10 protein-coding genes are annotated in these 12,399 nt (G+C 38.1%); all 10 read left to right on the forward strand.

The window, feature by feature from the left end:
* The first annotated feature begins 3 nt into the window (after window positions 1-3).
* A complete protein-coding gene (locus FFJ24_RS22830) occupies window positions 4-2,520 on the forward strand; it encodes an ATP-dependent Clp protease ATP-binding subunit (RefSeq protein WP_138819426.1) in 2,517 nt (838 codons plus the stop codon).
* A 56-nt stretch (window positions 2,521-2,576) separates the two neighbouring features.
* Window positions 2,577-3,023: a hypothetical protein gene (locus tag FFJ24_RS22835; protein WP_138819427.1), complete on the forward strand. Its 447-nt coding sequence runs from the start codon at window positions 2,577-2,579 to the stop codon at window positions 3,021-3,023.
* Window positions 3,024-3,041: 18 nt separating this feature from the next.
* Window positions 3,042-4,430 carry a DUF5458 family protein gene (locus tag FFJ24_RS22840; protein ID WP_138819428.1) on the forward strand — a complete coding sequence of 463 codons (1,389 nt, stop codon included), beginning with the start codon at window positions 3,042-3,044 and terminating at the stop codon, window positions 4,428-4,430.
* 123 nt (window positions 4,431-4,553) lie between these two features.
* Window positions 4,554-5,126: an NAD(P)H-dependent oxidoreductase gene (locus FFJ24_RS22845; RefSeq protein ID WP_121284537.1), complete on the forward strand. Its 573-nt coding sequence runs from the start codon at window positions 4,554-4,556 to the stop codon at window positions 5,124-5,126.
* 341 nt (window positions 5,127-5,467) lie between these two features.
* Window positions 5,468-5,863: a type VI secretion system tube protein TssD gene (gene tssD, locus FFJ24_RS22850; protein ID WP_025141859.1), complete on the forward strand. Its 396-nt coding sequence runs from the start codon at window positions 5,468-5,470 to the stop codon at window positions 5,861-5,863.
* A gap of 100 nt (window positions 5,864-5,963) precedes the next feature.
* Window positions 5,964-6,359: a type VI secretion system tube protein TssD gene (gene tssD / locus FFJ24_RS22855; protein WP_025145659.1), complete on the forward strand. Its 396-nt coding sequence runs from the start codon at window positions 5,964-5,966 to the stop codon at window positions 6,357-6,359.
* Window positions 6,360-6,714: 355 nt separating this feature from the next.
* Window positions 6,715-8,583, forward strand: coding sequence for a type VI secretion system Vgr family protein (locus tag FFJ24_RS22860; RefSeq protein WP_138819429.1), 1,869 nt, complete (start codon window positions 6,715-6,717; stop codon window positions 8,581-8,583).
* Window positions 8,584-8,598: 15 nt separating this feature from the next.
* Window positions 8,599-10,473 (forward strand): phospholipase effector Tle1 domain-containing protein, encoded by a 1,875-nt coding sequence (locus tag FFJ24_RS22865; protein WP_138819430.1) that lies wholly within the window; start codon window positions 8,599-8,601, stop codon window positions 10,471-10,473.
* Window positions 10,445-11,614, forward strand: coding sequence for a DUF2931 family protein (locus tag FFJ24_RS22870; RefSeq protein WP_138819431.1), 1,170 nt, complete (start codon window positions 10,445-10,447; stop codon window positions 11,612-11,614). The genes FFJ24_RS22865 and FFJ24_RS22870 overlap by 29 nt, the downstream gene beginning before the upstream one ends.
* A 29-nt stretch (window positions 11,615-11,643) precedes the next feature.
* Window positions 11,644-12,354, forward strand: a complete 711-nt coding sequence (locus tag FFJ24_RS22875) for a hypothetical protein (protein WP_138819432.1) — start codon at window positions 11,644-11,646, stop codon at window positions 12,352-12,354.
* The last annotated feature ends 45 nt before the right edge of the window (window positions 12,355-12,399 follow it).

Consider the following 12,399-nt stretch of genomic DNA (forward strand, 5'->3'; position numbering starts at 1 on the left):
GCTATGGCAGTTACAAACTTAAGCGAATCGGTAAAAACAGCCCTGCACATTGCACAATCACTGGCAAAAGAATACAGAAACGAAGTGTTTTCTGCAGCTCATTTGCTCAAAGGATTAATGCATAAAGATGTTGGTTTAAGATCATTTATTACTTCCATTGGGAAGGATGAGGAATATATAAGCGAGTGGGCTGAAGTCCGGATTGATGAGCAGGCGAAATCGGCAAGCCTTAGCGATACGGTTAGTGGCGGGCCAGAAATTGCGGTGATTTTTGAAGAAGCAGATAATGTGCGCATTAAACTGGGTCTTGATTTAATTACACCTGTTTGTGTGTTAACCGCACTCGCAAAACCCGGTATCGGCTTTCAGCCTGATCAGTTAAAATCTTTTCCAATCAAGGAACGCGAAATTTTGGATCTCTATGTAAAGGATGAAGAAATTTCGAGGGTAGTCTCACCGGATAAGGCAACCGCTGGTACCGAAAATAAAAGTACAGGTAATGCGCTGCATAAATATTGTATAGATCGCTTACAGATGGTTCGGGATGGTAAAACAGATCCGATAATTGGCCGCGATAAAGAAACCCGGCAAATGATGGAAATCCTTTGCCGCAGAACTAAGCCAAATGTAATTCTTACAGGCGATGCCGGCGTAGGTAAAACAGCTTTAGTAGATGGCTTTGCTATCGATATTGTGAATCAGAACGTTCCCGAAAGTTTAAAGCCAGTTCAGCTTTTCGAATTGGATTTAGGTTCGTTAATCGCGGGTGCATCTTACAAAGGAGAAATCGAAGACCGTTTAAAAAACATCATTAAAGAAATAAAACAGTTCGAAAAAGCGGTGCTTTTTATTGATGAAATTCATACTTTGTTAGATAGCAAAGGCCCTTTGGGTGCTGGCATTGGCAATCTGTTGAAACCAGAACTTGCCCGTGGCGAAATAACAGTAATCGGCGCCACAACTATTGACGAGTATCGTAAGATTATTGAGCCGGAACAGGCTTTTAGCAGGCGTTTTGAAGTGCTTCAGGTAAATGAACCAAATGAAGAAAGCACTATTAAAATGTTGCAGAAACTGGCTGTAAAATACGAAGAACACCATACGCTAAGCATCGAACCGGATGCCTTAGGCGAATGTGTGCGACTGGCCAAACGTTACATGAAAGATAGAAGGCTCCCTGATTCTGCCTTCGATCTGCTTGATAGGACCATGGCGGCGATGAAAATGATGAATGATACATCCGATCAGGTACTTGATAGTTTGGAAACAGAACTGGAAACACTGAATGCAAACCAGGAACAATCAGACGCTGATCGATTCGTAGATTATAAATGGCTTTTTTCATTACTTCAGAATAAGTTAAGTCCGGTTTTATTGGGGCGTTTAACTGATGAGACACAGACCGATGCCTTCGAAACTGCAGATGAATACCAGGGTTATATCAATAGCAGCCTTCGGGAATTAAAAAAATATGCTGCGGAGAAAAGCGACCGCATAACCAAGCAGGATATTGCTTCTATAGTGGCCTATAAAACAGGTATACCTATGGGTAAACTGCAGGCCGGTGAAAAAGAAAAATTGCTCAATATGGAGCAATACCTTAAAAAACGTGTGGTAGGACAGGATCAGGCTTTAAAAGCTGTTTCTGATGCCATACTCGAGTCGCGTAGCGGCCTGAACAAAAAAGGACAACCCATTGGATCCTTCTTTTTACTGGGACCAACCGGAACAGGAAAAACCGAATTAGCCAAATCAATTGCCGAATTCTTGTTTAACGATGAAAAGGCGATGATCAGGTTTGACATGTCTGAATTTAAAGAAGAGCACAGTGCCGCCCTGCTTTACGGGGCTCCTCCGGGATATGTCGGCTATGAAGAAGGTGGCTTGTTGGTGAATAAAATCAGGCAGCAGCCATATTCTGTACTTTTGTTTGATGAAATTGAAAAAGCGCACCCTTCGGTTTTCGACACCTTTCTGCAAATTTTGGATGAAGGCCACATGCATGACCGTTTAGGAAAAGAAGGTGATTTTAGTAATTCGTTAATACTTTTCACTTCTAACATTGGTAGCGAATGGATTGCTGAACAGATTGGGAAAGGTGTTATTCCCGCTTCGAACCAATTAATGGAGGTAATGGCCGGACATTTCCGCCCTGAGTTTTTAGCCCGGATTTCTGAAATTGTTCCATTTGCACCGATTAACGAAAGCAATGTGGTACGCATCTTTGAAATTCAGCTGAGCAGTTTGGTGCAATCGCTTAACAAAATGGGTATCGAGTTCGAAATTGCAGAAGATGCTAAAAAAATGATTGCTTTAGATGGTTTTACACCTAAATATGGTGCAAGACAGTTATCGGCTGTTATCCGGAATCTTTTACGTCGCCCGATCTCCAAATACATCATTTCTGGCGAACTGAAAAAAGGATCGAAGGTTGTTGTGAGCAAACATTCTGAGGAGGATAAACTGGAATGGAATATTATTCAGCCTGAAACCGCAACATTGGAACAAAAATTGAGTTAACGTGTTAACTATTATATTATTAGAACAAATTAATTTTAAACCTAAATCTACATACTATGTTTAATTATGAAATTGGTGGTAACGAGCGAAAAATTGACACCTCGGAAGCCTTCGCAGAAATTGCCCACAACAAAACGCTTTTTGTGCAAAAACTTACCGATAACGATCCGATAAAACCTGAAAAAGTTGAAGGATTAAAAACGGTAAAGGATGTATTCGAACATTATAAACCAAATGTAAAGGTCGCTTTCGAAAAGCAGGATGGATCTACCGTGGGCGAAACCCTAAACTTTAAAGATCTTGGCGATTTTGGTGTGAAAAACATTATTAACCAAAGTAATTACCTCACCAACGTTAATATTGAGAAAGAAATGTCGCTTAATGTAATCAAACAATTAAAATCGAACAAAACCTTAAAGGCTACACTTGATGATGAAGAAACTAAATCGGCCTTCATCAATGCTTTAAAGAACTTTGTTGATGAATTGGAGCAGAATAAATAATCTAAACGCTGAAAAAACATGTCAAACCCTCAAGAATTAAAAGCAGACCAAAATACGTCCGAAGCAGGTTTTAAACCAGCAGAAAGCAAAACGATAGAAAAAACATCACTTAAGGATAACTTAGAAAAGCTGGCCAGGGTTGGCGGTTTCGATTTGTTAGAAGCAACAGTTGATGGCCTTCAGAATTTAAATCCTGAAAGAAAAGCACGGAAACAGATTTTTTTAACCGGCGATGAAAAGAAGAAAGAACGCGAAGAACTGAAAAAGAAAATCCAGCTTTGGATAGACGTGCTAGAGTCTTCCACCTCTGTGGCCGATATGGTTGAAAAAAGTACCGAAAAACTTAACGCTGCAGAAGAAAACCTGAATAAGAATATTGGTACCGCTTTAGAAAGTACAAGAGAACTGGAGCAGGCGTACCGTTCGGTGCATTTGTTCTATAAGAATACCGAATCTGATAAACTCAAAAATGTAGTACTCTTAAATGCATCAATGGATCAGATCAAAGATCTTGATAATCCACGTTTTATTGAATATGTAGATGATGAGTTAAAACAGAATTACGATCGTTTGGATCTTCGTAATAACTACTCGTTAATGGTGGTGCCAGGTTACATGGGCTCTAATAAAGTGTTGGAAAGATGGGGTAAAATTGCACATAACAACAAAGCCATGTTGGTAACCGATTTTGCAGATCTTGATCAGCCGGATGACGTACTTGATTTATTTACCGCAGCTAATTTCACTGGAGGTGATGCTTTTAGATCGAACGTTATCATGACCTGTAACTGGCTTGTTGGCCGCGGTAAGGTTGCCGAAGTGGGCGAGGAAGATGATTTAACTGTACCCGGATCAGCTGCACTTGCAGGCAAAATGTACTATACTTTAATGTCGCAGGTTACTGCAGGTAAAAAACATGGTGCCATAAATGAGGTAGATGGCGTAAAATTTGATTTAAAGAAAAGCGAAATCTCTCATCTGGAGAGAGTAGGCTTGGTACCAATGGTTAACGAATATGGTAAAGTAATGGCTTTTTCTGCTAAAACGTTATTTAATGGTGATAACATCGGTTTACAGACTTATTCGGTTGTACGTGTATTCGATTACATTACCAAAGTATTATTCGATTTCCTGAACAGAAGGGCATTCGAAAACTGGACTTCTAAAACAGAACAGGATTTACGTGGTCAGATTGTGAAATTTTTAGATGGTATTCAGGGCGCTGACCGTTTGATCGAAAGATTTAAGATCATGCGTTTCGAAAGAGATGAACAACAAAAAGATAGAATCCACCTGGATATCCACATTACGCCATATTTTCCAGCCAAAAGTTTTGTAGTAAAACTGGATGGACATAAAGGTGAAGATGAAAGTACCACATGGAGTTCAGAGTATAATCAGCAGTAGTTTTTGATACCTGAAAATAAAAACCCAACCTTAGCGTTGGGTTTTTTTATGGGTTATGCATAACACTTAACAAATTCTTTATAATTTTGTAATGCATCGGCCTGATCAGATTAATCAAAAAAAATGAAGCAAGTACTTATCCTGAATGGGGATATTGAAAAAAACGCATCTACAAACTTCCTGATTAACGCCTATAAGCAAGGGGCAGAAAGTGTTGGCGCTACTGTAAGGGAGTTGGCCATTATCGATCTGATATTTAATTCTAACAAGCTGTTTAATAACCGACAGATTGCCGAGTTAGAACCCGATTTGCAGAAAGCATTAACGGCGATCAGGCAAAGTAATCATATTGTGCTTTTTTGCCCGGTGTACGTAGATCATATTCCCGCAAAAATTAAAGGCTTTTTCGATCGCTTATTTATGCCCGATCAGATTTTTACTACTCAGCAGCAAAATGTAAACAATAACTTTAGCGGCCGTTCGGGAAGAATTGTATCTATTTTAGATGAGGCAACCTTTAAAGAATGGAAAGCCAATAAGAAAACAACTTACCTTTCCATCAAAAAAGTTGTTTTTGAGAAATGCAGAATGAGTCCTGTACTCACCAATACGATTGGCGAATTGCATTCCCTAGAAAATCATTACAGTCAAAAATGGCTGGCCAAGATGGAAAAGTTTGGATCACAATTGATTTGAAGTCGCCACGGTCTATGTCGCACAGACCATCTTAATGATGTACCCAGCTTGTCCTAAAACGCTACACTTTGTGTATAAACGCTACAGTTTTATAGTGTAACTGCGCTTACAACGTATTTGTAACATTAAAGATAGATTCGGATTTTCCACATCTTTTCCACAAAGATGCAACGTATACCAGCGTTTTTAGGCGATAAACACAAATTTCCTGTTTTTTAAAAACTTGTTTACCGCTTATCAATGAGTGGTATACCGCACGTTTGGCCTGATATTTGGTTAAATGAATGCAGTAGCAGGGGCTACAAAAAATTCAATTTTTTTAACCTTTAAATTTTAAAACTATGGCTTTCAAAGCTAGATTAAATTTTTCGGGCAAGGAGTACGATGTGCTTCACTGTGCCTATGCGTTAAACCGAGATGTAGATGCTAAAGGAAGACCTTCTTCCGGAGTTTACGGCGGTACCATCGATATTGAGATCGAATCAACCGAAGACACTTCAATTATCGAAGCGATGGTAAATAACCAGTACAAACCTATTACAGGAACCCTTCTGATCAAGAAAACAGAGGAAGATGCCAAAATGAAAGAAGTTAACTTCGAGGATGGCTACATTGTTAAATATTCCGAAGGAATAAACATTGTGGGCGATCACCCGATGACGCTCAAGTTCCAGATTTCAGCCCGCAAGCTTAAATTAGGTAACGCAGAGCACCTTAATGATTGGCCAAAAGCTTAGTTAGGTTTAAGGCGTAAGGTTTAGGGCAAATATATACTCCATGCTCTTCGCTAACCGCTTTCCGCAATTCATTCATCTTTCACATTAAAATTTTACTACAATGGCATTCAAAACCCGTTTAAACTTAGGATCAAAAGAATTTGATGTACTACAGTGCAGCTTTTCATTAAATAGAGATGTTGACGCAAAAGGCCGTCCATCCTCAGGTGTTTATGGTGGTACCATCCACATCGAAATCGAATCAACTGAAGATACTTCAGTGATCGAATCAATGGTTAACAACCAGTATAAGCCGCTTTCCGGAACATTGGTTTTCAAAAAGGGCGAAGAAGATTCCAAAATGAAAGAACTGTCTTTCGAAGATGGTTATATCATCCAGTATAACGAGGGTATTGCGGTAAACGACAATACACCTATGACTTTAAGTTTCGTAGTATCTGCCCGTAAGCTAAAACTGGGTAACGCGGAACATGAAAATGATTGGCCAAAAGCTTAGTTATTTTTAGCATATCAATTTAATTGAAGCGCCCCGATTTATCGGGGCGTATTTAGTTCACTAGCACTTTTCTCATTGTAGATATATCATCTAAATTATCCATTGCAAGGTTGAGCGGTTTTCACCGTGAGGCTATATCTTACATTAAAGCTCAATTATGTCTAACCAATGCAAATATATTGTAGTAAAAAACGGTTACCACCCTGGTAAAATGTTTGGTTTGGCACCTACACACAAAATTTATCTGAACTTGCCTTATATAAAAATAGAATTACTTCTATTAGATAAGTATGCACTAAAAAATTCGTCAACTGGATTTAGCTTAGGGTAATTTTTGTGATCAATATTAATTAATATGGAAAAGAAACTCATTTCAGAAATCAATATAGAGGATAAGGAAATTACCCACTTTGCTTCCTTTAGCCTCACACAGGCTTTTAATGAACACCATTATTTCGAGCTGCGTTTTAACCATGATCAAATGGGCGCACCGGGCTTGATCAGTTTGGATGATAGCCGCGATTTTGTGGGTAAAACCTTAACTGCATCATTTGGCCATTCACCGGAAAACATGCAGAATTTTGTGGGGCTGGTTTCTAAGGTGGAGTTGTCACAAAGTCATGGTTATCATGGTGTCGTAATCGTAAGTGGTTATAGTCCAACCATTTTAATCGACCGTGGTCCTGATTTAGGTTCTTACCTGGACAAGGACCTTAATGAAATCGTAAAATTGGCAACTAAAGATACACCGGCCAACGATTTAAAAGTAGTGGCCAATGCCGCCCGAAGTTCATCTATTGATTATATTATTCAATACAAAGAAAGTGACTTTGCATTTCTGAACCGCCTTTCGGCAGAGTATCATGAGTGGTTTTTCTACGATGGTAAGCAGCTTAATTTTGGCAAGCCCAATTCGCAAAAAGAGATATCGTTATTTTACGGAAGAGATGTTCAGGAAATGCAGTATGCCATGGAAATAGCGCCAATCAAGAATAAGCGCTTTTCTTACAATCCTAAACAAAATGAGATGTTGCTGAGCGAGAGCACAGGCAAAGTAGATGGTACTCCTGATTTATCACATGCCATTAAAGCTTCCAACCTCACTTTCAGTAAAACCTTCAACCAGCCCTCCTTAATACGTGTAGATAATAGCGGCGATATTAAAAGTCTCGTCGAAAATGAAGAAAAGGCCAATACCAGCGAGCTATTAAAAGTAACGGCAAGAGGAGACAATGCCGGTTTAAGCATAGGGAGCATTGCCGAAATTACCATGAGTTTAAGGAAAGAACTTGCTTTTTCCACAGAAAGTCTGGGTAAATTCCTCATTACAAGCATTAAACATCATATTGATGAGAATGGTAAATACCACAACACTTTCGAAGGAAAGGTTTCTACTACGGAACGTTTACTGGTAAAAAACTTTGAAAAACCACAGCCTGATATGCAATTGGCAGATGTGATCGATAACAACGATCCACAGGGACAGGGGCGAATTAAAGTGAAATTTAAATGGGAATGTTTAACAAACGACGTGACAGAGTGGCTGCGTGTAGTTACGCCAAGTGCCGGTATTGGCGATAGGGGTAACAACAGGGGATACTTTGCCATTCCTGAAATCGATGATCAGGTGATAATTGCCTTTGAAGAGGGAAATATTGCCCGGCCAGTGGTGATGGGCAGTGTTTACCACAGTTCGAGTGTAAACAGTAGCCCATTGGTTAAAAATCACCTAAAAAGTATTATTACCAGAAGCGGACATTTGCTGGAATTTGATGATAGTGATGGCACACAAGGTATAACACTTACCGATATCCATCAAAACATTATCCATATTGATACCAAAGGCAATAATATTACGATTACCGCTTTGGAGAACATGACGCTAAATTGTAAGAATATGCAGATTAATGTGGCCGAGAATATGGCAACTAGTGTTGGTCAAAATATGGCTAATACAATCGGTATGAATAGATCGGAAACTGTAGGAATGAGTGCTACAGAATCGGTTGGCGCAATTAAAAGTACAACTGTAGCGGGAAATATGAACCTTATGGTAATTGGTCAGCTAATGGAAATGATTGAAGGAGATGTACACAGTGAAACCAAAAAAGAACGAAATGAAATAAGTGCTGGTATTATGAATATTAGCTCAGATGAGTATATTAATAAACATGCTCAAAAACAAGTACAGAATAATAGTGGTGAGAGTGGAACTGGGTATTAACTAACTAATCGACTTATGAGCAGATCAAGAATTGTTGGTGGTAGCTATACTAAAGTTTCGAAAGGCAATCACCAGATGTTTTCAGAAGAAAGTATCGTTTCCTCTGCTGGAAAAAAAGTGCAGCAAAAAGGGGCTAATGAGGGAGTAAGCCATGGCACACCACAAACAGCTCCAAAACCGGTAAATGCTGTTAACGTATATGTAGGGATGTTTTTTGATGGAACGGGTAACAACAGATTTAATTCTGAAGCGGAATATTACAGCAAGATCAATTCAAATAATGTTAAATATATTGCCAATACCATCCCTGCCCATGCCGTTAAAACAATTACAGATGTTAATGGCAAAGTAACAAAGGTTAAAATATCAGATCGGGATAGTTACTGGAACCCGTACTCTAATGTGGTTAAACTGTATGATTTATATAAAGAAGAAAAAAATCCAGAACATACAGATGAATTACATAAAGAATACGGTAAACATGTTATTTTAAAACAATATGTAGAAGGGATAGGTACCAAACGTAACTTGGAGGATGATGTAGCAGGTTCAGCTCTGGCCAGAGGACCACGAGGAATTATTGGACGGGTAGAGGAAGGAATAAAAGATCTGGTAAAAAATCAATTAGGCGTTGTTAAAGCAAAAAAAATAAATAAAATTGTTTTCGATGTTTTTGGTTTTAGCAGGGGTGCAGCTGCGGCGAGGCATTTTTGTAATGAAGTGAAGAAAAAAGCATCCTATACACACGAAATGATAAGAGATCCCTACGATTCTAAAGGACGGATCATGACTGGTAAACAAATCGTATCGTCACAGGCAGGAGGATTATTAGGAAGATTACTACAGCAAAATGGTTTTAAATCAGTTGGTGAAACTTTTTCAATTGAAATTAGGTTTCTAGGCGTGTTTGAAACGGTAATTTCTGATGGTATCGTTAAAGAAAATTTAGGTTATAAGGCCATACCACTTACATTAATGGCCCCACTCATACAAGAAAGTTTAAAGGATATTAAAACTGCAGTTGGCGGTTTAGGGATAAAAAATATTTTTCACATTAAGGCCGATTCGGAATGGAGACAGAATTTTGCTTTTACTCCAACCAATGCAGGCCATACCATCAGTATGCTTGGTGCACACTCTGATATAGGCGGTGGCTATGCAAATCTAGATAAATATACCACCGTTCTCGATTATTTTGATCTGAAACCAAACGACACCAAAACCTGGAAAGAAAAACAGGCGGTAAGGCAATTTTATATTAATCAGGGATTTTGTAATGAAGATCAAATAAAATTTATAAATACTTACGATCACGTAAGGGAAACAAGTAGTACCATAAGTCCTTATGGTGCTGTATATTCAAGTCGCAATATAGATGGGCCAGCAGATTTTCCGGATGGAGGTAAAACACTATCCAGCAGTCCTTATTATCAAGCCAGTCAGTCTAAAGTATCCGACCATTACATGCTGGTTGATGAACGGTATATTTCCAACAATTATGCACTCGTGCCGATGAATATCATGTTAAAAAAAGCACTGAATTGCCAGGTTCCTTTTTATGATGATTATAAGAAGGCTCCTGATGTAAAAAAATACTTTGAATATGAAATTACAGATGCTGTGCTTAATGACTACTTGTCGCTGATGTTGAATGTGATGGAAGGAAAGGGTATCGAAAACGGCAGCTACAACATTCCGGCAGAAATGCGAAAACACATTTGTAATAAATATTTACACCTATCGGCAAATTACGGTGGATTCGATACCATTCGTGTAAAAACCGGAGATCACTACCTATTAGGTAATTTGGGTTTTGTTAACCGACCAGTGCCTTATCATTTTGCAAACGAAACTGTTACCTATGAAAGAGAAATTTATCAGCCTAAATAGCTTTTTGATTTTATTTGCAATGTTGGCAAGTTGCCAATCCAAAGAAAAATTTGATTGGGATGCTGGGTTTTCTGCACCTAAAAACTATATAGCCGGCGATCCGTCTGTAAGCTATTTCTATAAGGGCGTAAAACTTGCGGGTGCATCTTCAACAGTAGGTATAAATCCGGGCTGGGGCGAAACAAGTGGTGGTTTTACTAGTGGCGATGACTTTAAGCCAGTACCAGATAGTGTTTTTGTAAAATGGGATTGCGGTTTTGACCTGATTGAATATGAAGGAGGTTTTAAATTACCGAAGGAGAAAATGCTATCGCTGTTTAAAAGTAAAGTAAGAGATCCCTTAGGGAATATGGAAAACTATAGCTTAATCGTAACCGGAATGGCTCCCGGTGGCAATGTAACCTTATGGATGAAAGCCGGCCTTATAAAAACTGAAATAGCCAAATTTAAGGCCAAAGCAATAGATACTATGAGCAAAGACGATCCTAACAGGGGTATTACCATATGGACATCTACAGGCGATGAAGCAAAATACATACTAAGTTACATTAAACTACACGGCATTCCCTATCATGTTTGGGAAGTGGGTGAGAAAGAATATAATTATAATATTGGATTTAGTAGCGAAGAAGATAAAAACTACAGTTTTGGGATTACAGGTTATTCTGAGGATGGAACAACAATTGGCTATGATCAAGAAGAAAATACCCTAGTAATGTTAAAACACAATACAAATTATACGCCATCAATTGGTAAAATAAAAAATAAGTTGCCGGTTCATTTTTCCATCCAATGGATTTCAGAAGATAATGAGCAGTGGTATAAGGCAGAAATTGTGTTGCCTAATAATTTTAGTGAAAAATTCACATCTGGCGAGGCTGTTAAAAATTATGGTTATGATAGGATTTTAATAAAGATGGATAAAGAAATTCCTGGGCAGGCTTATGTTTTTGGAAAGATTATGATCCAGGGAAAGGATAAAGAAGATATGATTATGAAATTCAGGGCTCCGAAGTTGAATAATGAAACCAAAAAATATGACTTTTCTAAATATTCGCTTCCAAAAGGTTACGTTTTTCCTAAATGGCAAGGCCGAAATAATTTGACATTTCCAAAGATTGATTTTTGGCAGGAACAATAGCCCAATGATCTAAAGATAATTCTACCCGAATGAAAGTTACATATTTATTATTACTTAATTTAATACTTCTTTTTTCGAACTGCACCGCGCAACATAGCGAACCGAAGGGCTATTCATTAAAGAAAGAATACGGTCTTCAGGGAGCAGTAAAGGAAGTATCTACTTACCTGTGTAAAGTAAGTAAAAAAGTTATTCCTACAGATACCAGTAACTTTTTTGGAAAGTACAAATTGACATTTGATAGGCAGGGAAATGGCGTGGTAAATTATAGAAAACGTAAAAATGATAATGGTATGGTAATCATATATGAAATGATTTATACTGGACAGGGAAAAAATATAACCTATAAGGAACATATCAGCATTGACGGTAAAGAAACGGAAGTAACGGAATATAAGTATGTATGGTTAGATGATTTGAACTATAATATTGTAAATCAAAGTGATACATCTCAGGCCCAGATGGTTACCACCGATCAAAATTACAGAATAGTTAAAAGTCAATCTAAACAGGGCGACATTGTGGGAACGAACAATTACAAGTATTTTATTAAGAATAATAGGATAGAGAAGACCGTTACCCTAAACGAACGTAAGGAAAATGAAGTTGTAAAAAGTGTCGAGGTTATGGTGATGAAAGATTTTGATGCGCACAATAATCCAACTAAAATTTATTTTTATAACAATTTAGCCGAAAAAAATCCTGAAACCGTAATTTTTAAACAATACAAGTATTATTAAAATATAGCTTATTGTGCATTTGCCCTAATCTTCAGTTTACCGTCA

It is taken from the genome of Pedobacter sp. KBS0701, assembly GCF_005938645.2.
In the GTDB taxonomy this organism is placed as follows: domain Bacteria; phylum Bacteroidota; class Bacteroidia; order Sphingobacteriales; family Sphingobacteriaceae; genus Pedobacter.

Bases quoted from the DNA above. Each gene is read 5' to 3' on its own strand.
- FFJ24_RS22840 (WP_138819428.1), top strand. From the start codon at position 3,042: ATGTCAAACCCTCAAGAATTAAAAGCAGACCAAAATACGTCCGAAGCA.
- FFJ24_RS22870 (WP_138819431.1), top strand. From the start codon at position 10,445: ATGAAAGAGAAATTTATCAGCCTAAATAGCTTTTTGATTTTATTTGCA.
- tssD (WP_025145659.1), top strand. From the start codon at position 5,964: ATGGCATTCAAAACCCGTTTAAACTTAGGATCAAAAGAATTTGATGTA.
- FFJ24_RS22835 (WP_138819427.1), top strand. From the start codon at position 2,577: ATGTTTAATTATGAAATTGGTGGTAACGAGCGAAAAATTGACACCTCG.
- FFJ24_RS22865 (WP_138819430.1), top strand. From the start codon at position 8,599: ATGAGCAGATCAAGAATTGTTGGTGGTAGCTATACTAAAGTTTCGAAA.
- FFJ24_RS22875 (WP_138819432.1), top strand. From the start codon at position 11,644: ATGAAAGTTACATATTTATTATTACTTAATTTAATACTTCTTTTTTCG.
- tssD (WP_025141859.1), top strand. From the start codon at position 5,468: ATGGCTTTCAAAGCTAGATTAAATTTTTCGGGCAAGGAGTACGATGTG.
- FFJ24_RS22860 (WP_138819429.1), top strand. From the start codon at position 6,715: ATGGAAAAGAAACTCATTTCAGAAATCAATATAGAGGATAAGGAAATT.
- FFJ24_RS22845 (WP_121284537.1), top strand. From the start codon at position 4,554: ATGAAGCAAGTACTTATCCTGAATGGGGATATTGAAAAAAACGCATCT.
- FFJ24_RS22830 (WP_138819426.1), top strand. From the start codon at position 4: ATGGCAGTTACAAACTTAAGCGAATCGGTAAAAACAGCCCTGCACATT.